Consider the following 21,454-nt stretch of genomic DNA (forward strand, 5'->3'; position numbering starts at 1 on the left):
AAAACTGTTTTTATATAATATTTTACCCAATCACACTTCCGTTTGGAACAGATGGATCTACTGTCAAGACAGTGAGTTTGCCGTCATGTTCTGCGGAAAGAATCATACCTTGGCTGACATATTTTTTCATCATCTTACGTGGTTTGAGGTTAGCCACGACTTGAAGTTTTTTGCCGACCAATTCTTGTTCGTTTGGATAGAATTTAGCGATACCTGAGAGGATTTGGCGGTCTTCTCCGTCGCCAGCGTCAAGACGGAAGCGAAGCAATTTGTCTGAACCTTCGACTTTTTCCACTTCTTTAACTTCAGCAACACGGATTTCAACCTTGTCAAAGTCGTCAAATTTGATTTGGTCTTTTTCAGACTTAAGTTCGACCTCTTCTGGGTTCCATTCTTTCTCTTGAGGTTTGCCTGCGTTCATTTGAGATTGGATGTAGGCAATTTCTTCGTCCATGTCAAGACGTGGGAAGATTGGAGTTCCTTTTGAAACGACTGTCACATTTTCTGGGAAGCCTGAAAGTTCAAGATTTTCAAGGTCAAATGCTACTGGCAAACCAAGTTGTTCCATAATGGCATTTGAAGTTGTCATCATGAATGGTTGGATGAGGTGGGCTACCACACGAAGACTAGCAGCCAAGTGAGCCATAACAGCTGCCAATTGTTCCTTGTTACTATCTTCTTTGGCAAGTACCCAAGGAGCTGTTTCATCGATATACTTATTGGTACGTGAAATGATGTTCCAAACGGCGTCCAAGGCACGTGGGAAATCTACAGCATTCATTTGTTTGTGGAATTCTTCAATATTTTCAGCCACAACCTTAGCCAAATCAGCATCAAAGTCTGTAACGTTCTCAACATAGGCAGGCACTTGACCACCGAAATACTTGTTAATCATGGCAACTGTACGGTTGAGGAGGTTCCCCAGGTCATTAGCCAACTCGTAGTTGATACGGGCCACATAGTCTTCTGGTGTGAAGGTACCATCTGAACCGACTGGCAAACTACGCATGAGGTAGTAACGGAGTGGATCAAGACCAAAACGCTCTACCAACATTTCTGGATAGATCACGTTTCCTTTAGACTTAGACATCTTACCGTCTTTCATGACGAACCAACCGTGGGCAACAAGACGTGTAGGCAATGGCAAATCAAGAGCCATAAGGATGATTGGCCAGTAGATTGAGTGGAAACGAAGAATATCCTTACCAATCATGTGGATAATTTCGTGGTTTTCATCATTTTGCCAGAACAAATCAAAGTTACCATGCTCATCCTGACCATAACCAAGGGCAGTAATATAGTTGATAAGAGCATCAATCCACACATAAACCACGTGTTTTGGATCTGACGGTACTTTTACTCCCCAAGTGAAGGTTGTACGTGACACAGCCAAATCTTCCAAGCCTGGCTCGATGAAGTTTTTAAGCATTTCATTCATACGACCATCAGGTTGGATAAATTCTGGGTGTTCTTTAAAGAAGGCAGTCAAACGGTCTGCGTAGTTGCTGAGTTTAAAGAAATAGGATTCTTCAGAAACAAGCTCTACCTCATGTCCTGATGGAGCTACCCCACCAATGACATTACCTTGATCATCACGGTAAACTTCTACCAACTGGCTTTCAGTGAAGAATTCTTCGTCTGAAACTGAGTACCAACCAGAGTATTCACCAAGATAGATATCTCCTTGTTCCAAGAGACGCTCGAAAACTTGAGCAATAACTTTTTCATGGTAATCATCAGTCGTACGGATGAATTTATCGTATGAGATATCCAAAAGTTGCCAGAGGTCCTTAACACCAACAGCCATACCATCCACATACTCTTGTGGTGTGATGCCTGCTTCTTCAGCTTTTTGTTGAATCTTTTGGCCATGTTCATCAAGCCCAGTAAGATAGAAGACATCATAGTTCATCATACGTTTGTAACGTGCCAAGACGTCACAAGCAATGGTTGTATAGGCAGAACCAATATGCAATTTACCAGATGGGTAGTAAATAGGTGTTGTGATGTAGAATGTTTTTGTCATTTTAATTTCCTTTCATGTGTTAACAAATGGGCTAACACTGATGATATAACATCTTATTATAGCACGTTTTGGACACTAAAAAAACCAGACTAGCTGGTTTTAAATAATATTAATTTGCGAGGAACATAAGATTCACTTTGAATGACATTCGCAACTTAAAAGCTTAATATTAACCTTTTCAACTCCCTATCCTTCTTAGAGAATTTATCATAGTCAGATTGTAATTTTTCCTCTTTTGCTTTGGACAAGCGTTTGAAGGTCCGCACAGAATGAATTTCCCCATCTCCATCATAGCTAATAATTGTTAGTCTGTCTCCTATTAACTTATAACGATAAGTCCTTTTCAACTCTGATTTATACCTTTTTCTATACTCTTTTATGTCTCTCTCAATTCCAGACTCAGTTTTAAGAGGAGCACCCTTATAGTATTTTCTTAGAAGCTTACCAACCATATCTTCATATTCTGAAAGTGTCCAAGTATGCTTAAGACTCCTTGACCAAGCGTCACAGTCGAAATTATAACCAGTCATATAATCTATCTTATAAACATAGCCTTCGCCATTACTTAAAAAATAATCACATGTTTTTAAATGATTGCCTCTTACTTTAACAAAGTCTCGAACATATATATCGATGGATTCATTATACTCTAAAACATCAACCATCTCTTTCTCATCTTTGTCATAATAATAGTGAGATTCAATTAGATAGGTTCCCTCAGGAATTTTACCTCTTTGCAGGTGTATAAAGGCGTAAGAACCTAAGGAAAGTGCCACTAGAAGGATTGTCCCAACTAGAGAAACTATTATGATTTTTGCCTTCTTAGACAATCCTGTTTTAGGAGTCCTAACTTGTGAAACTGGTTGTGTCACCTGTTCTCTGAGTTGAACTTGTGGCTTGACTTTCTCTACCTTAGGCCCTTGAGAAATAAAATCGCCACTAGATTTAGCCTGTTGGATTTCTTCCACTGTCGGTTGTCGATTATTGATTATTTCGAAATAGTCTAACCACTCTTTTTCATTCATGATAGTACCCCCTTCCCATTTCTACTTTCATTTTACCAGAAAAATACCTTCTTAAACGCTTTTCATAAAAGAAAAAACCAGCTAGGCTGGTTTTAAACATTACTAGTTTTGAAAGCGCTTTTTATCAGCTCTAACATCACGTTCATAGTCATAATCTAATTTCTTCACGTCATCCTCTGATAGGCGTTTGAAGCTTCTTTCTTCTGTAAGTTTACCTTTCTTATTATAAGTTGTGACGATTAATTTATCACCCTTAACCTTGTATCGAACGGTTTCTTCGAGAGATTCTTTGTAGGATTTAACGTAAATCTTTTTACTTTCATCGTTATCAGCCTTAGTTCGATATTCACTTATTTTGTATTGATTATCTACTGCCTGGTCAATGACTTTCGTATATTCAGATAGTGACATGTTTGGTTTAAGCGTTCTAGACCAAGCATCTGGACGGTATGCTTCGTCAGTATCATAGTCTGTAAAGTCAACCAGATTGTTCCCGCCAGCTAAGGTATAAAAATAAAATTTAACATTGTTCCCTTTGACTTTAACAAAATCATGAGCCTCTAGGCCACTTTCCTTGAAAGATTCCATACCATCAACCATTTTCTTCTTATCTTTATGGTAAAAGCGATAAGTTTCAAGTAGATAGGTTCCTTCAGGTATTTTACCACCTTGCAGGTGCATAAACGCATAGCCACCAAATGAAAGTGCCACTAGGACAATCGCTCCCACCACAGAAGCAATAATAATTTTAGCTTTCTTAGACAAGCCTGTCTTAGCAGGAGCAACTTGTGAAACGGCTTGTGTCACTTGATCACTCAACTGAGATTGTTGAGGATTAACACCCTCGTCCTTAGACTCTTGAGAAATAAATTCCCCATTAGCTTTTGCTTGTTGGATTTCTTCCTCTGTCGGCTTACGATTATTGATTGTTTCGAAATAATCTAACCACTCTTTTTCGTTCATAAAAGTCCCCTTTTTCATTGATATTTCCATTCTACCAGAAAAAAGACTCCAAAGCTATTTGACTATTTTCATAAAAAGAAAAGCGGTACCAAGATGGAGTTTTAGCTCTCCTTCTTGTACCACTTTGCTCATTTACATCATTGGCTGATTAAATTTTATCAATGCCTCTTTTGCTGCTTTTACTATCGTCAGAGCCTGATTTAGAACCACTACCATAGTCATCGCTGTAACCATAACCGTAGTCACCTCCATAACCATAATTAAAGTAATCCTTATACTCGTCGTACTGATCACTATAAGTCTTCAATTCTTTCTTATAATCTTTAATTGCATCCTTATAATCATCCCAACGCTCTTCAGCATCCCCCTTACTCATACGCTTAAAAGTAACACGGGATTGAAGCTCTCCATCCTTGTCATAAGTAGATAGCGTATACTCGTTACCTTTTTTGACGTAAGTTCGTTTTTCTTTGAGAGATTTCTTGTAAGATTTTACAGATTCTTTAACGGCTTCTTTTGTAGCGTCTTTAGTGTAAAAAGAATAATCCTTAGACATATCTTTCATGAAGTCTTTGACTGTAGATTCAAGCTCTTCAACTGTTAAAACTTCTGTCTGAGTTTTATTCCATGGATCGAACTGCTGAGGGATTTCATGTTCATACTCTAACAAGCTAACATAAGGTGATTTATTGTCCTCGAGATAAGAATAGTATCTAGATCTATTATTTTTTACTTCTACAAAGGAGTAGACATCATCAAATTCATCGAAAGCATTTACCATCTTATCTTTATCTTCATCACGATAAGAATAGGCCACTACCTCATATGTTCCATCCGCAATCTTACCTGATTGGTAGCGCCATAGTGAATAGCCTCCAACGATAAGTAAAATCGCTGCCAAGGAACCTAAGACTGATGCCAAAATAATCTTAGTTTTCTTAGACATACCTTTTTTAGGGGGTACTACTTGTTGGAAGGTTGCTGTTGCTTGGGCAAACTGAGGCTGTTGCGTCATAGCAATTACAGGTTCAGCTGGTTTAATCGGTCTTTGCTCCGTCACTTGTCCATTTGAGCTAAAAATATTAGGTCGTTCAAGGATAAACTCGCCTGCTGCTTGAGCTTGAGATAACTCTTCGGGAGTTGGTTTACGACCGTTGACTAATTCAAAGTACTCAATCCACTCTTGCTGGTTCATAATAATCTCCTTTTTTATTGGTCTACTGTTCTATTGTACCAAAATAAATGGTGAAATAGTATTTGACAATTATCATAAAGACTGTAAGTTTTTTTAATAAAACATTTGGCTATGATTCTCGATAGTAAAGAGGTACTTGGTCGGTAAGTAGTTCAACGCCAGATGAGATAATCCCCATCATGCCTTGAATAATTATAATACTTCAAGGAATACTCATAATCCCAATCATAACCACTTTTGACCTCTTTGGCTTCCTCTGAGCTCAATCGTTTAAAAGTTCTACGCGACTCAATATGTCCATCATCAGCATAAACAGTCAGAACGAGACCATTAGGTCGCTTTTCATAAGTTCTTTTTTGCTTCAACATTTTTTTATAATCGTCTACACACCTTTGGACAGATACTTCCTTTACGTTTGAGTACTCCTCTCCCTTTTTAGAAATCTTATCAATATGAGAAATCACTAGAGCTTTATATTCAGAGACTGTTAGATCCTGTTTCAAAGTCCCAGTATGTGGGTCAAAAGTCTGTGGAAGCTTTTCATCGTGCTCAAATGGTGAGACAAAAGGTTCCCCATCCCCCACAAAAACATAATAAAATTGAGATTTCATATTCTCAACAACTATAAAATCCTCATATAAACTATCATTATTCTCTCCCCGCTTAGTCCAATTTATCAATTCATTGGAATATGCTGATTTAGCCTCATATTTTACCATCTGATAGGTACCATCTGGAATATAGTTCTCTTGATACTTCCAAAACCTTCCCTCTATAATGGCTATTAAGACTACTGCCACAAGGCCAAGAACCGAAATAAGAGCAATCTTCCATTTTTTTGCCTTAGTCATACTTCTCCCCCCCATTTTGGCCTATTCTTCAATACTATTTTACCAAAAATAGAGAGGAAATCTGTGACTTGACTATCAAAGAAAAAGAGGGGGAGAACACTTACTCTCAAACCTCTTTTCATCTATTTACTTTTAACATCCTCAGCACCAATGACTGGGTATTCGGTCAATCCTGATACTACTTCTTTAGCCTGGTCTGATTCTTCTGATTTTTTCTCAAGATCAAACTTAGGTGCATCTTTTTCATAAGCATTAATGATATCGGCAACAACTGGGTGACGTACGACATCACTGGCAGAGAAATGAACAAAATCAATAGCCTTGATTCCCTTCAATTTCTCCATGGCATCGACAAGACCAGATTTAACACGACGTGGAAGGTCAATCTGGCTCATATCTCCATTGACAATCATCTTAGAATTAAACCCAAGACGAGTCAAGAACATCTTCATCTGCATGATGGTTGTATTTTGCGCTTCATCAAGGATAACAAAGGCATCTTCGAGGGTACGACCACGCATATAAGCAAGAGGGGCAATCTCAATAATTTCACGTTCCATTAGGCGAGTCGTTTGCTCTTTGCCAAGAATTTGATAGAGGGCATCATAAACTGGACGAAGGTAAGGATCTACCTTTTCCTTGAGATCGCCAGGCAAAAAGCCAAGACTTTCACCTGCCTCAACCGCCGGACGTGTTAGAACAATACGTTTAACTTGACCACGTTTAAGAGCTGTAACTGCAAGGGTAACCGCTAAAAAGGTCTTCCCTGTACCGGCTGGACCAATCCCAAAGACCACATCATGATTTTTAATGCTATCAACATAGACCTTTTGTCCTAAAGTCTTCACTCGGATAGGCTTACCACTATTGTCCTTGATAATCTCTTCTTCATATAAAGCAACAAACTTATCAATCGAACCATCTTGAGCCATGGTCAAGGCTGCGACAACATCTGAAGTGTTAACTAACATCCCTCGCTCCACTAAAACAAGGAGGGCTTGAATGGTCAAGCGGGCCAATTTGACACTTTCTTCGTCATCTCCAAGGATTTGCACACGCTCTGTTCGAGCATGAATGATAACATTTAGGTTTTCTTCGATAAGTTTTAGATGGCGCTCATTGGTCCCAAAAAGTGACAAGACATCATCTGGGTGATTTAGGGTAATTTCAACAGAATACTCTTGCAAATAGAGTTCCTCTTTCTTTCGTCTTTTTCTCCATTATATCAAAAAAATCACGCCAGGCGTGACTTTTTGTAATTCTTAATTATGCGTTGAATGATACGTGAACGTGGTCATAGTGGTTTTCAGTAACGCTACCACGGTCAGGCATTTGGTTCCAAGTGTTGGCTGGTCCGTAGATATTATCTACTGGTGCGTAGAATTGTTGTCTGTAGATGATGTATGAAATACCTGCATTTGAGATATTGTCTACAGCATATTGTGCGACTTGATTACCAACTTCTGAACCAACTGGTACCATAACGTCAACGGCAAGTCCTTGACCATGGTCTTGTGGGTCACCTTCACGGTAACCACCGATATCAGTAAGACCGAATTGTGCTGCTACATCTTGACGGAAAGCTTCAGCTTGTGGTTGAAGGTGTGGATCCGTTGGAAGTGTATTTGTTGATGCAGGTTGTGCCGCTGGTGCTTCTGATGCTACTTCTGATGTTGCTGCTGGTTCTACCGCTGGCTGTTCTGCTGGCGCCTCTGAAGCCGCTGGTGCCTCTGAAGCAGCTTCTGATGTTGCTGCTGGCTCTGCAGCTGGTTGTTCTGCTGGTGCCTCTGAAGTTGCTGGTGCTTCTGAAGACGCTTCTGATGTTGCTGCTGGTGCCTCTGAAGTTGCTGGTGCTTCTGAAGACGCTTCTGATGTTGCTGCTGGTGCTTCTTCTTTTACTTCAGGTTGTTCTGGTGTTGCAGCAGCTGGAGTAGTTTCTGCATCAGGTGTAGCTTCTGCTGACGCAGTTACATGATCAATAGCATCAGCAACTGGTTGTTCAGTTTCTGCGTATGCTGGTGCTTCTGATGCTGATGCGATAGCTTCTGTTACTTCTGAAACAGCTTGAGTTGATTCTTCTGTAGCAGGTGCTTGAGTAGCTGTTGTGCTTACTGTTTCAACTGGAGCCGTCAAGTCCGCCGCAACTACAGATTGACCGTTTACAGTCACTTCGTTAGTTGTCAAATTAGCTTCTGCAACTACAGGTGTGGTTGATGTTTCTGAAGCTGGAGTTTCAACTTTAACAGAGACTGCTTGATTATCAGAATTGTAAGTTGCTGTCAAGACTGTTCCAGGGTAAATCAAATCAATGTTTGTAATTTGATTGATGTTAGCCAAAACGTTCACATTGATACCCATTGCTTCAGCGATACTTCCCAAAGTATCACCGTATTGAACTGTATAAGTTTGTTGGTTATCACTTACAGCGATATCTGCTTTGATTTGATCTACTGAACGTGCTGCCCAGTTTGAAGTTTCATCGGCATGTACGTGACTTGCAGCAAAAAGTGAAAGTGCTGCGGTCGAGTATAGAAGAGCCTTTGTTGTTTTAGATTTTGATAACATGTATAATTCATTCCTTTTTAACAATTTTAACATCTACAATAATACCACACTTTCCATCAAAAAAGTTATGATTTACTGCTCTTTAAAGCAATTACTAACTAGTTGTAACAAGCCTAATTTATTGAAAAACATCTGATATATTTGTAAAAAAATGTAACAATTCATCCCATTTCAAATGGTAATTACTTTTTAAAGAAAATGCTAAAAGTCATTATGCTTATCGTAAACTTAGTCACTATTAATGGGCTAGATAATCTTCCCAAATCTGGTCAAACTGCCCTAGATTAAAGGAAAAGCTAGCTTGATCTTCCAAGTAACGACTGACTTCTTCAAAGTCATCAGTATGCTTCGGGAAGGTTGAATCTTCAAAAGCCAAATCAGCCAAGATTGCTACTGGTTCATTGGATTTGGGATTACGCTGGGCCATCAGCCAAGTATAAAAGGATTTTCTCATGCCTTCTCCTAACCGATTAATTCTGTTCCAAACTGATCTTGTTTGATTTTTTTTGCCTTCATTAGACCACCTAGAGCCTTCTTAAATTGACCCTTAGAAATACCGAAGGTTGCCTTGATATCTGCTGGTGATGACTTGTCATTAAGTGTCATAAAGCCACCATTGCTCTCTAAATAGGTCAAAATCATCTGAGCATCATTTTCAAGCATTTCAAAAGAACGTGGCTTAAGAGAAAGATTGAGGGTTCGGTCAACTTCTCTGAACCCAATCACACGCGCTTCAAGGACCTGACCTAAACGTGGCTCTGCATAACGTTCTGATGGATGGATGAAACCAAGCATGTTATTCTCTGGCAAATAAACAAAAGTTCCTGACAATTTGAGACGGTAGGCAATAGCTGGCCATTTTTGGTTTTGCATATTATCATAAGCAGGTCCAGCCATACGTTGAAAGACCTCAGGTTCGGCAGGAAGTCCCCAAATACGGTCTTTTTTGTCAACATCGAGTTTGATGAAGAGTTTATCCCCCTTCTTAGGCCAAAGCTCTTTGAGTTCTGGCAAAACATCGAGAGAGACAACAATCTCCTTATCTGGAATTCCTACGTCTACAAAGACACCCAAATCCTTACGGACTTCAGTGACCTCTCCCCAATCATAAGAATCACGAGTTGCCTTGATTTCCTTTTGTGTTAGACGTGATTTTTGCTTGCTATCTGTATAGGCGAAGCCTGTCACCATGTCACCAATAGCGTGTTCTCCTTCTTCTTTAGATAAAGCAAAAGTCACACCGTCCTTTTGTACAAAGTAAAATTTATCATTTTCATCAGTTACTAGGGCAGTAATGATCGTTCCAAGTAATGTATTCATCTTTTTCCTCTAAAAAGAGAGTCGGACAAGGAAGCTAACATAGTCCATGCTCTTTTGCTTCTGTCCCACTCTCCTTATTTTTCTATTGATTAAACAGTAAGGAGTTCTTTTTCCTTTTCTGCTGTCATGCTGTCAATCTTCTTAACAGCGTCATCAGTTGCTTTTTGGATATCTTTTTCCAAAGCTTTTAATTGATCTTCTGTGATTTCTTTGTCTTTTTCTTGCTTCTTAGCTTCATCCATAGCGTCACGGCGGATGTTACGGATAGCGATTTTAGCATTTTCGCCGACTTTTTTCACTTCTTTAGCCAACTCTTTACGTGTTTCTTCTGTAAGTGCTGGGATAACCAAGCGCACAACAGAACCATCATTAGCTGGGTTGATTCCAAGGTCAGATTCATTGATCGCACGTTCGATATCAGCAATTGAACCTTTATCAAATGGTGAAATCAAAAGGACACGTGCTTCAGGAACCGTGATTGAAGCCAATTGGTTAAGTGGTGTTGGAGCACCATAGTATTCTACAGTGATACGGTCAAGAAGTGAGGCATTGGCACGACCTGCACGGATAGAGCCAAATTCACGGGCCAATGACTCGTGTGAGTGGGCGAAACGTTCTTTTGCTTTTTCAATAATTGCGTTTGTCATAAATTCTCTCTTTCTTACTTGTGTGATTCTGCTTTGTTAGATACGGTTGTTCCAATTTGCTCACCAAAGATAACACGTTTGATGTTTCCTGGTTCGTTCATGTTGAAGACAACAAGGTCAATGTCATTATCCATTGAAAGGGTAGAAGCTGTGGCATCCATAATTTTCAAACCACGTTTGATAACTTCCACGTGTGTCAATTCATCAAATTTGACAGCATCAGCGTTTTTACGAGGGTCGTCATTGTAGACACCATCAACGCCGTTTTTAGCCATAAGAATAGCATCAGCTTCAATTTCAGCTGCACGAAGAGCCGCTGTTGTATCTGTTGAGAAGTATGGCGAACCAATACCTGCTGCAAAGATAACAATACGACCTTTTTCAAGGTGACGAAGGGCACGACCACGAATATAAGGCTCTGCCACAGATTTCATATCAATCGCTGTCTGAACACGTGTATCAACACCGAGTTGTTTCAAACTATCTGCCATAACAAGGGCATTCATAGTTGTTCCAAGCATACCAGTATAGTCTGCTTGAACACGATCCATTCCTGCTTCAGCTGCAGGTTCCCCACGCCAAAGGTTACCACCACCGATAACTAGAGCAATTTGAATACCTGAATCCGCTACCTCAGCAATTTCTTTAGCCATAGCTTGGACAGTTGGAAGATCAATCCCAACACCTCGTTCACCAGCTAGAGCTTCACCTGAAAGCTTAATGAGGACACGTTTGTATTTTGGTTCTGCCATGATTTCTCCCTATTAACTATTTTGTTTTATGATTTAATTCTTAGCTGAGATTCATCTTTCCTAAGTCGTCAATTACCATCCTTTTAAGGTGGTTAAGGGGCTTATTCAAGCAACTCCTTTTTATGATTAGGATAGGAAAATGTTCTCTTTTTTTGCAAAGAAAACACTAAATCTTCATCCTTACTATTTTATCATAAATTAGGGTTTTCACCTAGTCAAATATTTAAAAAATATCCTTACAAGATAACTGTAAAGGTGATGGTGTCATTTTTATAAGAGGCAAAGATACGCCCCTTAAATAATTTGACCATACTTTGAGCCATGGAAAGGCCAATGCCAAAACCTTTGTGTTCTTTGTTATTATGGGATTCTTCAATACGATAAAAACGCTCAAAAAACTTGCTATAGTCAACAGCCTTACCTTCTTTATAGGTGTTTGACACTTCTAAACGAGCCCGTTTTCGCGTTCTTCCAATCTGACGAAGTCTTACCGTAACTGTCCCTTCTGGATCACAATACTTGTTAGCATTATCCACAAGGAGAGTTACAAGTTCAAAGAGAGACTTCTCCTCAGCCTTTACATGGATATCTGGGGCGATATCCATAACGAAGGATTTGCCATCTCGGACGACAGGTCCCTTAAAGTCCTCGGCTGCATCCTCTGTAATATAGGAAAAATCCACATCTTGAAGAACAATGTCCGGCTGCTCTTCCAGACGAGATAGAGCCACAAGAGAATTGATTAGATTGGTCAAACGTGCCACCTGGTCATTAGTTGACTTGGTCCATTCATTCTCCCCTGTCATGAGTTCCTGTAGCTCCGTATTGGCAGAAATAATGGCCAATGGTGTCTTTAATTCATGACTAGCATTGGTAATAAAACGTCGCTGCTTTTCGTAGTTTCGAATGAAGGGACGAATGACGATTCCTGATAAGGCACTGACAATGACGACAAAAAAGATAAACCCAAACATTGATAAGAGGATAGAAAGACTGAGCAAGGCTTGGGAAGAATTGTAATAAGAGGTCGTGTCCAGGAAGACCACAAGAATCTTATTTTTGCTGACTTTGCTAACCTGATAACTCAGATTGATATTTTTTTCTCTAATTGTTCCAAGAGTATTCGTCATACGGCTAGCTGCAAGTGCATAGCTAACAGCTTCTTCATCATCTATTAAAGAAGTATGGCTGGTATCCTGACTGACCACTTTATCACCAGATAAGGTCACACTGAAAAAACGAAAACTATCCGATGGAATTTCATGCCCTTGATTGGTCTCAATTTTTTTAGTTTTTCCGAAACTACCATTATTTTCTGTAAGCGTGTTGAGAACCTTACTAATTTCCTGTTCTGTTTGAAAGGACCTCACAGTATTGATGATTCCCACTGTAAAAACCAAGATAAAGAGAATAGCCAAGGAAGCAATCGTAATAAATTGAAGTCGTAAACGTCTAAACATGAACTACTCCTCTCTAATTGGCAAGAAGGCAAAAGTCACCACCCTTTTCACCAAGAATGCTGATATCGGCCTGGATGGCTTGCAATTTCTGACGCAAATAGGAAATATAGACCCAGACAATCGACTCGTCCACATCTTCCTCATCATCCCAGATGGTCTTAAAAAGGTGCTCAGTCGTTAATTTCTTGGCAGGATTGAGCATGAAGTGAGCCATTAGCTTGGTCTCTCTGCTCGAAAGTCTAATGGCGTTGCCAGCTACCAACTCCTGTTCCTCCTGATCCAAACGTACAGAACCAAGTGTCAAAATTTTGGCAGTAAAGGTCTCACTAACACGACGCTCTAGCGAGCGCAAACGAGCCAAAAGTTCCTTAAGAGAAATCGGCTTGGTCAAGTAATCGTCTGCCCCAGCGTCAAGTCCTGTTACACGATCATCAACTTCAGCCATGGCCGTCAACATAATGACATGCGTCGTATTCCCAGAGGAGCGAATCTCTTTCAGGGCCTCAATACCTGTTTTAATGGGCATCATGATATCCATAATCATTACTTGATAGGCATTCTGTGCGGCTAGGTCAACTGCCTCTTGACCGTTAAAGGCCTGATCCACCTCATAGCCTTGATGCTCAAGAGCCGCCTTGTAAACTCGAGAAAGAGCTTCCTCATCCTCAGCTAGTAGAATTTTCAAAGCCATTCTAGTCCCCTCCTTCTTGAATTAAGTTACGGATGGTCTGCATGGTCAAATCACATGAAGCTAATTCATCCGCGCAGCGCTTAAGCTCACGGGTAATCATTTCTGGATTCTTGATATCGTGCTTGTACTTCATCTGATGCTCCAAACTGGCCCACGAATCCTGAGCGATGGTCCGAAGCTGAACCTCAACAAAATAGGTTCCTCTCTCATTTCCTAAGACATCTGGAAACTCGGTTTCTACTTCCAAAATGAGATGGTATGAACGATAACCATTAGGCTTAGCATTTAAAATGTAATCTTTCTCGTTGTAGATAGAAACACCAGGGATAGCCTTAATGACATCGATAGTCTTGTAAATATCATCGACAAAGCCACAAACAATTCGAATCCCTATACTGTCACGGATTTCCTTGAGGGCAGACTGGCTGGTTTCAGGTAAATTTTTCCGACGACACTTTTCACGCATAGAATCGCTCTCTTTGATTCGTGAAATAAAATGTTCATAGAGTTTGAAGCCTGTTTCTTTTTTGCTAGTAATATTAGCCGCAATAATTGGGTCTGTTATTTCTTGTAAAATCTTAGGGAGACACTGAGCATATTCCCCATAAATACTTGGAGTTGACATATAAACCTCCTCTAATAGCGTTTCTTAATTATAGCATAGATAGGCTTAAAAATAAGGAATGAGCCAGACAAGAAGGACTCTAAAGCTAAGAAAAAAATCCAGCCGAAGCCAGATTCAATTTGCTTATCTAAGTTCAATTAACACAAGGCTATGCATCAAGTGGTTTGACAAAAGGCCAGTTGCCTAGTTTGTGTGTTTCATAGGTCAAGACCTTATAACCACATTGCTTGTAGCCATTTTTCTCATAGAAAGGCACATTGTAATCGCGATTGGTAATCAAGCCAAGACTACGACCTCCTGTACTACGTACAAAAGGTTCAACCCCTTCAAGCAAGAAACGACTTCCTATACCTTTTCTTTGATAATCTGGAGTTACTGCTAACATCATCAGATACCAATCGTATTCTGCAGAATCCTCCAGATGTCTTTCAGACTCTTCAACAAAATTAAAGTACTTAAACAACTTAGTGATGCTTATGAAACGGAAAAGCTTGGTCGCTCCGTTCTGGAGATAGTTAAGCATAGAAATCGTCTGATGCTGTAAAATAGCTGCCGCAACAATGCGACCATCCTTTTCAGCCACCAAACACGAATCCATCTTTATAGCTAAACGCACCAACATTTCCTGCAAGGCTAAGACAAATTCCTCATACTGTTCAGGATTCTTTAAATTAGTGGCAATCATTGAAAGATAGGGATAATCTTCAAAGGCATCTGCACATACTTGTGCCACTTCCTGAACTTCGTCTAGTCTTGCTTTGCGATATTGCATCTTAATCTCCTAATCTGTCTGTTTTTTTCAGTATAACACAAAACGCATGACTGACAGTCATACGTTCTATGTTTTTTTGTAAAATCTTATAATTTTATAAGAAAAGTTTAGGCAACTTCTTCTGTAAATTGACTATTATAAAGATCAGCATAGAAACCATCTGCTGCCATGAGCTCATCATGATTTCCTTGTTCAATAATATTCCCATCTTTCATCACAAGGATAAGATCAGCATTTCTAATAGTTGATAAGCGGTGAGCAATGACAAAGGAAGTCCGACCTTCCATAAGTTTGTCCATGGCTTTTTGAATCAATTCTTCTGTTCTGGTGTCAACAGATGATGTCGCTTCATCCAAGATAAGAAGAGGGGCATCCTTCAGAAGGGCACGTGCAATGGTCAAGAGCTGTTTCTGACCAACTGATAATGTCACAGAATCATCCAAATAAGTGTCATAACCTTTTGGAAGTGTGGTGATAAAGCGGTGAACACCGACAGCCTTGGCTGCAGCAATAACTTGCTCGTCAGAGATATTTTCTTGGTTGTAAATTAAATTATCACGAATAGTACCTTCAAAGAGCCAAGTGTCCTGAAGCACCATAGAGAATTGATCATGGACAGTTTCACGTTTCATGTCGCCAGTATCTACACCGTCAATGGTGATATGGCCTTGATCGATGTTATAGAACTTCATAAGCAAGTTAACAATAGTCGTCTTACCAGCACCTGTTGGACCAACAATCGCAATCTTTTGACCTGGCTTAGCAAGAGCTGAAAAATCATGAATAATAGTCTTTTCAGGAGTATAACCAAAGGAAACATGATCAAAGACAACTTGACCTTTAGTATCTGTCAATTCAGCTGTCTTACCTGATTCGTCATCCATATCTTTTTCTTCCAAAAATTCAAAGATACGACCAATAGCTGCAGTGGCTGACTGGAGCTGTGTAATCCCTTGTGCAATTTGAGAAAGAGGTTGTGAGAAAATACGAACATAAGTCATGAAGGCTACCACATCACCAATAGTCAAGCTACCATCAATAACCTTAATAGCTCCCACAAGACAGACCATGACGTAACCAAAGTTCCCAATGAAAATCATAAGTGGCATCATAATACCTGAGATAAACTGAGATTGCCACATCGATTTATAGAGCTTATCATTAAGCCCCTTGAAAGCTTGACTACTTTCTTCAGATGCATTGTAACTCGTTACAACTGCTTGACCTGTGTAGATTTCTTCAATATATCCATTAATGTTAGCCAAATTTTCTTGTTGACGTTTGAAAAGGGGTTGTGAGAAACCCATGATGAAGGCTACTAGAACAAATCCTATCAGGACAGAACCAATCGCAGTGAAAGCCATAGTGACATTTGAGTAAAACATCATAATAATGGCTGCGACCAAGAGAACACTTGAAGTAATTAGGGTACCCAGACCTTGACTAAGAGATTGTCCCAAAAGGTCAACGTCATTAGTCACACGAGAGAGGGTGTCCCCTTGAGAATGACTGTCAAAATAATTAAGGGGAACACTGTTGATTTTCTTTTGGATTGCTGTACGGAAACGTTGTGAAAAGCGTTGTGTAACTGTCGCAACGGTAAAACTTTGTAAATAACCAACAATCGCTGAAATGGCATAGAGAACAGCCAAGGTCATAGCAATACTTGTCACCTTATCCAAATCAATACCTGGAATCGTCCCCATTTTGGTAGGTGTAATACCTTCAGTAATAGTATTGGTAATTTCTTTAAGCTTATCTGGTCCAATAACTGTAATGACAGCTGAAATAATTGCTCCAACAATCGCAAGGACAAAGGGAATTGGGAAACCTTTAATATAGGGTTTTAAACGTTTATAGGACGATGTTTTTGGCTTATTTTCCATTTTCTAACTCCTCCTTAGACAATTGTGAATAAGCAATTTCTTGGTAAACCTCATTGTTAGCCAAGAGTTCCTTGTGGGTTCCTTGCCCGACTACTTTACCTTGATCAAGTACCAAGATTTGATCAGCATCCATAATAGTAGAGATACGTTGAGCAACAATCAACTTGGTCATATCTTGTGTTTTTTCAGACAATTCTTGACGCAGTTTACGATCAGTCTTATAGTCCAAAGCTGAGAAGGAATCGTCAAAAATCAAGATTTCAGGCTTACGGGCAAGTGCACGCGCAATAGCCAAACGTTGCTTCTGGCCACCTGAGAAGTTAGACCCAGCTTGAGCCACTTCTGCCTTAAGTTGGCCTTCTTTATTTTCAACAAAGTCTTTTCCTTGAGCCAATTCGAGAGCTTCCCAAATCTTAGCGTCATCTATAGGACTATTATTGCTCGTTCCCATTGTCATATTTGACGTGATATTACCTGAGAAAAGCACAGCCTTTTGTGGAATATAACCGACTATATTGTGCAAGGTTTCGTGGTCATAATGTCGTACATCCACACCGTCAACCTTGATAGTTCCTTGCGTGGCATCATAAAATCGTGGGATAAGATTGACAAGCGTTGATTTACCAGACCCAGTCGAACCAATAAAGGCAACCGTGTCACCCTTTTTAGCTTTGAAGCTAACATGCTCCAAAACAGGCTCTGAAGTTTCAGAATAACGGAAGGAAACATCATCGAATTCGACAGTGCCCACGTCTTTAGGTTTTTCAGAACTTTTTTTAAGGTAAGAGATTGAAGATTGGGTATCTAGAACTTCATTGATACGGCCAGCTGCTACAACGGCACGTGGAAGAAGGAAGAAAACGACAATCATCATCATGAATCCCATAACAACCTGCATAGCATAAGACGAATAGACAACCATATCTGAGAAGAGATGGACCTTGTCTTCCATGGCACCAGCAATTTTCGCTGGATCTGTTGGAATCTTAACATCTTCAATCAGATGCGCACCAATCCAATAAATAGCCAGTGTCAAACCACTGGATACAGCAGTCATTACCGGTGTTAGCAAGGCAAAAGAACGACCGATAAAGAGGTTGTTTTGGGTCAAATCAGTATTGGCCTTTTCAAATTTATCCTCTTGATAACTTTCGGCGTTGTAGGCACGCACCACACGAATTCCTGTAAGAGATTCACGCGTTACGCTATTCAGTTTATCGGTCAGAGTTTGAATCAAGCGTTGCTTAGGCATAACCATAATTAAGAGGAAGAGCATGAGAACGGCAATCACTGCCACAGCGACAAGCAAGGCAAGGAGCCAATTTCCATTTTTATCGGCAATCTTTGTAATCGCCCAAATGGCCATGATAGGCCCCTGTGTAATGACCTGTAGTCCCATGGTCAGTACCATCTGTAATTGGGTAATATCATTTGTCGTGCGGGTCAAAAGACTAGGAATGGAGAATTGCTTAATCTCTGCATCCGAAAAATCTAGAACTTGATGGAAGATATCATCACGAAGACGGGTTGTAAAACTTGCTGCTGTTCTGGCAGCTAGGAAACCAACCACTACTGAGGCCATAAAGCCCGCAAAGGACATTAAAAGCATTCGCATCCCTGGGGCATCTGTATTCCAGGCAAAAATATCTGACGCCTTAGTCCCCTTGGTTGATAAGAGGGTCGTAATATCAGACATATAGTCTGGAATTTTCAAGTTTAGATAGACGTTCAAACAAACAAATATCACAGCTAAGATAATCATGCTTAACTCTTTTGCTGTCAAACGTTTAAAAATTTTAAACATAAGTTACTCCTTATTTTTTTCTAAATTCTTACGAATTTGGTGAAAGACCCGAAAAGCTGTTTCAGCATCCTCTTTCGAAATGCCTTCTAATAGCTGTTCATGGATAGCCTCTCGGAAATGTCCAACATCTTGGGCCTTCTTTTTACCCAAGTCTGTCAGATGAACATACTTGTAGCGTTTGTCCTTGTCCGATGTCACCAATTCAACGAAACCGTTTTTCTCCATACGTTTGACCAAATTACTAGCTACTGATTTAGATATAGATAGCCTTTTCTCGATATCTTTGATAAAGATTTCTTTATCTTGGTTCTCAAACAAGTACCTGACGGCAAATCCTTGTGGGCCGGCTAAATGTTCAACACCGTGGACCTTCCCTAACTCTTGCACGCGAGATTCCATAGCATTGATGATTTCTCTGAAGTCACTAAAAGGATCTTTTCCATGCATCGCAAGTTCCTCCTTGAATAATTCTCATGGAAACTATCTTAGTTCTTATGAGAACTATTGTCAAGAAAAAAAGGTTCCTATGAGAACTAAAAAAGAGTGAAAAAGAATATTGCTTTCCACTCTCACTCCCGTAACTGTGATTATTAGGGCTTTGGACTCTAAAACCTAACAACGCTTGAGCTAGGCTATCTAAATAATAATACCCTCCAAATGGTCCAATTCATGTTGAATAATTTGGGCTGGCATGCCAGAAAAACTTAACTGTTTAGGCATCCATTGTTCATCTAAATAAGCTACCTCAATCGACTCATAACGTCTGGTTGGACGACTTCCTTCTAAAGATAAACAAGACTCCTCTGTTTGAAAAGGCGAGGACTTGCTGACTAAAACAGGATTAAACATGACTAGATTAACAAAACCGATATTGACGATAATGACACGCTTTTTAACTCCAATCATATTGGCAGCCATACCCACACAGGCATCCTTATGAAACTCCAATGTATCACGCAAATCTTTAGCCAAATAGAGGTCTTCTTTAGTCGCTTCTGTCGATTTTTGTCCAAGGAAAAAGACATCCTTTACGATAGTTTTTATCATCTATTTACTCCCTTTTCTTATCTAAACTATGAAATGATATATCCTTCTTTTATCGGAACCAAAGGTCTTCATTCCAAATAAATCACCTTGACCTATTATATCAAAAGGCCAACCCTCTAGTAAAACAGACAAAAAAAGAAACCCGCAGGCTCCTTTTTAGTCATCTTTCTTCACTCTATACAAATAACCAATAAAAACCAAAAGACTAATAGTTGAAACACTCATTGCCACTTTAGCAACTGTAGTATAGCTATAGGTCAAAACAACACCATGTTTACCTGGTGGTAAGACTAGATTAGTTGGATTCTTTTCCTTAGCTAAGTAAGTGGTTACTCGCTTCCCATCAATCCTTGCTTCTTGTCCTTTGTAGTAGAAAACTGGCAACGACAAGACCTTAGATTCTTTAGACTCGTTGGTCACCGTAAGAACTAGCTCGTTGGGAGAACGGCTGATGAATGGCTTGATTTCCTGATTATCCAAGAAAAGATGTTTGTCAAATACAAAGCCAAAAGGCACTTCTTTATTGGTATAATCCCCATTTATATTTTTATAAGTTCCCTTGGCCAGCATTTCTCTCGTGACTTTTGTATGACTTGGCAATATATTCTTGGCTTTAGTCATCTTATCTTGAACAGTAACAATCTGAAACATATTTAGACAAAGACCTAACAAGACAAGTATTGTCGATGCCTTTATAGAAATATTTTCTAAGATATTCGCCAAGGCTAAACTGAAGAAAAGCAGAGCAAAACTCCATAATCTCCAAGGAAATTGAAGGTTGGACACTGGACTTGCCTGTAAGAACTGCCAAGGAAAACTTTTCAAGGTTAAAAAAGCTAAAATAAGAGAAATAAAAAGGTAAATTCTAGCTTCCCCAACCTTAACAAAACGCTTAGTAAAAATCAGGCTTAGCACTAGGCCCAGGAGGTAGAGAAGATTAACTGATGGAGTCCTTAAATCACTTTTTAGAATCAACTCCCAGTTGTCTGCCAGACTTAAAGCAGTCTTTGATAGGAGCGGTTTAAAAGTCGTTCGTAGAGTGACATACTTGAATTGCTCTATCATAGGAACAAAGAAAGCTAGAGACATACTAAGAGTGACAAGGGTGGCCTTAAGAAATCCTAGGACACGTTCTTTTTTATTATCCCAAATCCAAAAACTAGTTACCACCGCAAAGAAAATCCCAACAGAAGCCAAAAGGACCGATAAGACATGGGAATAAACTAAACCAAGCATCCCAAGAGTCAAGATCCACCATTTCTTGTAATCTCCAAAAGTTATCAAACGAACGCCAACGAAAACTAGAGGTAGAAAAATCATTGCTAGCGTTTCGCCAACGGCTGCCCGGTAATAAGAATTGTGCAAGAAATACCCCGAAAAGAGATAAAAGGTAGAAAATATCATCACCTGTTTATCAGAATAGTTCAATAAACGTAATCCGTAAAAACTAAGCAAACAAGTTACAAAGCGAACAAGAAACTGAAAACTCATCCAGGCTACAAAGACCGACTGAGTCAGCTTATAGATTATGAAAATAGGATAATAAGTTAACCAAGGATAAAAGGTATTGATTAATTGTCCGGTCCCTCCGTTAGTCGTAAAATTGATAGGACTCTTCCATACAGTATCCAAGGATAAGAGTCGGTTAATGTGAAAGACAATATCATCACCATAAAGCTTGTCCCTAAAAAAGAACATAGGCAGTATTGACACTATGCTGATCAAAAAACTTATTAGAATGACTGTCTGATTAGTATACTTCTTCTTTTTTACCCCACAGGGACCCTTTCCAATACTCACAATTATTCCTCTCGTATTCTAATTC

General features: G+C 39.6%; 20 protein-coding genes. All 20 read right to left on the reverse strand.

The window, feature by feature from the left end; genetic code table 11:
- Positions 1 to 22: 22 nt before the first annotated feature.
- Positions 23 to 2,026 carry a methionine--tRNA ligase gene (gene metG, locus PCY16_RS09250; RefSeq protein WP_070576532.1) on the reverse strand — a complete coding sequence of 668 codons (2,004 nt, stop codon included), beginning with the start codon at positions 2,024 to 2,026 and terminating at the stop codon, positions 23 to 25.
- A gap of 155 nt (positions 2,027 to 2,181) precedes the next feature.
- Complete coding sequence (locus tag PCY16_RS09255) at positions 2,182 to 3,051, reverse strand: hypothetical protein (protein WP_070576534.1); 870 nt, start codon at positions 3,049 to 3,051, stop codon at positions 2,182 to 2,184.
- Between the two features lie 102 nt (positions 3,052 to 3,153).
- Positions 3,154 to 4,032 carry a hypothetical protein gene (locus tag PCY16_RS09260; RefSeq protein WP_037601893.1) on the reverse strand — a complete coding sequence of 293 codons (879 nt, stop codon included), beginning with the start codon at positions 4,030 to 4,032 and terminating at the stop codon, positions 3,154 to 3,156.
- A gap of 130 nt (positions 4,033 to 4,162) precedes the next feature.
- On the reverse strand, positions 4,163 to 5,209 hold the full coding sequence (locus PCY16_RS09265) for a hypothetical protein (protein ID WP_037601891.1): 1,047 nt from the start codon (positions 5,207 to 5,209) through the stop codon (positions 4,163 to 4,165).
- A 152-nt stretch (positions 5,210 to 5,361) separates the two neighbouring features.
- Entirely contained in the window at positions 5,362 to 6,060 is a 699-nt protein-coding gene (locus PCY16_RS09270) for a hypothetical protein (protein ID WP_070576537.1), read from the reverse strand.
- A gap of 122 nt (positions 6,061 to 6,182) precedes the next feature.
- Positions 6,183 to 7,247, reverse strand: coding sequence for a PhoH family protein (locus tag PCY16_RS09275; protein ID WP_070576544.1), 1,065 nt, complete (start codon positions 7,245 to 7,247; stop codon positions 6,183 to 6,185).
- Positions 7,248 to 7,326: 79 nt separating this feature from the next.
- Complete coding sequence (locus PCY16_RS09280; RefSeq protein WP_080611532.1) at positions 7,327 to 8,625, reverse strand: LysM domain-containing protein; 1,299 nt, start codon at positions 8,623 to 8,625, stop codon at positions 7,327 to 7,329.
- A gap of 238 nt (positions 8,626 to 8,863) precedes the next feature.
- Positions 8,864 to 9,079, reverse strand: a complete 216-nt coding sequence (locus PCY16_RS09285; RefSeq protein WP_002885591.1) for a YozE family protein — start codon at positions 9,077 to 9,079, stop codon at positions 8,864 to 8,866.
- 8 nt (positions 9,080 to 9,087) lie between these two features.
- Positions 9,088 to 9,945, reverse strand: coding sequence for an RNA-binding virulence regulatory protein CvfB (gene cvfB / locus PCY16_RS09290; protein WP_070576550.1), 858 nt, complete (start codon positions 9,943 to 9,945; stop codon positions 9,088 to 9,090).
- Positions 9,946 to 10,034: 89 nt separating this feature from the next.
- Positions 10,035 to 10,592: a ribosome recycling factor gene (gene frr / locus PCY16_RS09295; RefSeq protein ID WP_002885567.1), complete on the reverse strand. Its 558-nt coding sequence runs from the start codon at positions 10,590 to 10,592 to the stop codon at positions 10,035 to 10,037.
- Positions 10,593 to 10,606: 14 nt separating this feature from the next.
- On the reverse strand, positions 10,607 to 11,344 hold the full coding sequence (gene pyrH, locus PCY16_RS09300; RefSeq protein WP_002885551.1) for a UMP kinase: 738 nt from the start codon (positions 11,342 to 11,344) through the stop codon (positions 10,607 to 10,609).
- 236 nt (positions 11,345 to 11,580) lie between these two features.
- The gene (locus tag PCY16_RS09305) at positions 11,581 to 12,804 is read right to left on the reverse strand and encodes a HAMP domain-containing sensor histidine kinase (protein WP_070576553.1); all 1,224 of its coding nucleotides are present in this window, start codon (positions 12,802 to 12,804) and stop codon (positions 11,581 to 11,583) included.
- A 13-nt stretch (positions 12,805 to 12,817) separates the two neighbouring features.
- Positions 12,818 to 13,495: a response regulator transcription factor gene (locus PCY16_RS09310; RefSeq protein ID WP_060972076.1), complete on the reverse strand. Its 678-nt coding sequence runs from the start codon at positions 13,493 to 13,495 to the stop codon at positions 12,818 to 12,820.
- A 1-nt stretch (position 13,496) separates the two neighbouring features.
- Complete coding sequence (locus tag PCY16_RS09315) at positions 13,497 to 14,120, reverse strand: GTP pyrophosphokinase family protein (protein ID WP_070576554.1); 624 nt, start codon at positions 14,118 to 14,120, stop codon at positions 13,497 to 13,499.
- Positions 14,121 to 14,268: 148 nt separating this feature from the next.
- Positions 14,269 to 14,892 carry a GNAT family N-acetyltransferase gene (locus PCY16_RS09320; protein WP_037601875.1) on the reverse strand — a complete coding sequence of 208 codons (624 nt, stop codon included), beginning with the start codon at positions 14,890 to 14,892 and terminating at the stop codon, positions 14,269 to 14,271.
- Between the two features lie 107 nt (positions 14,893 to 14,999).
- On the reverse strand, positions 15,000 to 16,778 hold the full coding sequence (locus PCY16_RS09325) for an ABC transporter ATP-binding protein (RefSeq protein ID WP_195414043.1): 1,779 nt from the start codon (positions 16,776 to 16,778) through the stop codon (positions 15,000 to 15,002).
- Positions 16,768 to 18,582: an ABC transporter ATP-binding protein gene (locus tag PCY16_RS09330; RefSeq protein ID WP_195414042.1), complete on the reverse strand. Its 1,815-nt coding sequence runs from the start codon at positions 18,580 to 18,582 to the stop codon at positions 16,768 to 16,770. The genes PCY16_RS09325 and PCY16_RS09330 overlap by 11 nt, the downstream gene beginning before the upstream one ends.
- 3 nt (positions 18,583 to 18,585) lie before the next feature.
- Positions 18,586 to 19,029, reverse strand: coding sequence for a MarR family transcriptional regulator (locus PCY16_RS09335; protein WP_195414041.1), 444 nt, complete (start codon positions 19,027 to 19,029; stop codon positions 18,586 to 18,588).
- A gap of 189 nt (positions 19,030 to 19,218) precedes the next feature.
- Positions 19,219 to 19,629 (reverse strand): peptide deformylase, encoded by a 411-nt coding sequence (locus PCY16_RS09340; RefSeq protein WP_002886693.1) that lies wholly within the window; start codon positions 19,627 to 19,629, stop codon positions 19,219 to 19,221.
- A 156-nt stretch (positions 19,630 to 19,785) separates the two neighbouring features.
- Positions 19,786 to 21,429 (reverse strand): hypothetical protein, encoded by a 1,644-nt coding sequence (locus tag PCY16_RS09345; RefSeq protein ID WP_195414040.1) that lies wholly within the window; start codon positions 21,427 to 21,429, stop codon positions 19,786 to 19,788.
- Between the last annotated feature and the right edge of the window lie 25 nt (positions 21,430 to 21,454).

Origin of the sequence: Streptococcus sp. SS4 (assembly GCF_030440125.1) — a bacterium.
GTDB lineage: Bacteria > Bacillota > Bacilli > Lactobacillales > Streptococcaceae > Streptococcus.

Coding starts and splice junctions, on each gene's coding strand:
- metG (WP_070576532.1), bottom strand. CDS start 2,026: ATGACAAAAACATTCTACATCACAACACCTATTTACTACCCATCTGGT.
- PCY16_RS09255 (WP_070576534.1), bottom strand. CDS start 3,051: ATGAATGAAAAAGAGTGGTTAGACTATTTCGAAATAATCAATAATCGA.
- PCY16_RS09260 (WP_037601893.1), bottom strand. CDS start 4,032: ATGAAAAAGGGGACTTTTATGAACGAAAAAGAGTGGTTAGATTATTTC.
- PCY16_RS09265 (WP_037601891.1), bottom strand. CDS start 5,209: ATGAACCAGCAAGAGTGGATTGAGTACTTTGAATTAGTCAACGGTCGT.
- PCY16_RS09270 (WP_070576537.1), bottom strand. CDS start 6,060: ATGACTAAGGCAAAAAAATGGAAGATTGCTCTTATTTCGGTTCTTGGC.
- PCY16_RS09280 (WP_080611532.1), bottom strand. CDS start 8,625: ATGTTATCAAAATCTAAAACAACAAAGGCTCTTCTATACTCGACCGCA.
- PCY16_RS09285 (WP_002885591.1), bottom strand. CDS start 9,079: ATGAGAAAATCCTTTTATACTTGGCTGATGGCCCAGCGTAATCCCAAA.
- cvfB (WP_070576550.1), bottom strand. CDS start 9,945: ATGAATACATTACTTGGAACGATCATTACTGCCCTAGTAACTGATGAA.
- frr (WP_002885567.1), bottom strand. CDS start 10,592: ATGACAAACGCAATTATTGAAAAAGCAAAAGAACGTTTCGCCCACTCA.
- pyrH (WP_002885551.1), bottom strand. CDS start 11,344: ATGGCAGAACCAAAATACAAACGTGTCCTCATTAAGCTTTCAGGTGAA.
- PCY16_RS09305 (WP_070576553.1), bottom strand. CDS start 12,804: ATGTTTAGACGTTTACGACTTCAATTTATTACGATTGCTTCCTTGGCT.
- PCY16_RS09310 (WP_060972076.1), bottom strand. CDS start 13,495: ATGGCTTTGAAAATTCTACTAGCTGAGGATGAGGAAGCTCTTTCTCGA.
- PCY16_RS09315 (WP_070576554.1), bottom strand. CDS start 14,120: ATGTCAACTCCAAGTATTTATGGGGAATATGCTCAGTGTCTCCCTAAG.
- PCY16_RS09320 (WP_037601875.1), bottom strand. CDS start 14,892: ATGCAATATCGCAAAGCAAGACTAGACGAAGTTCAGGAAGTGGCACAA.
- PCY16_RS09325 (WP_195414043.1), bottom strand. CDS start 16,778: ATGGAAAATAAGCCAAAAACATCGTCCTATAAACGTTTAAAACCCTAT.
- PCY16_RS09330 (WP_195414042.1), bottom strand. CDS start 18,582: ATGTTTAAAATTTTTAAACGTTTGACAGCAAAAGAGTTAAGCATGATT.
- PCY16_RS09335 (WP_195414041.1), bottom strand. CDS start 19,029: ATGCATGGAAAAGATCCTTTTAGTGACTTCAGAGAAATCATCAATGCT.
- PCY16_RS09340 (WP_002886693.1), bottom strand. CDS start 19,629: ATGATAAAAACTATCGTAAAGGATGTCTTTTTCCTTGGACAAAAATCG.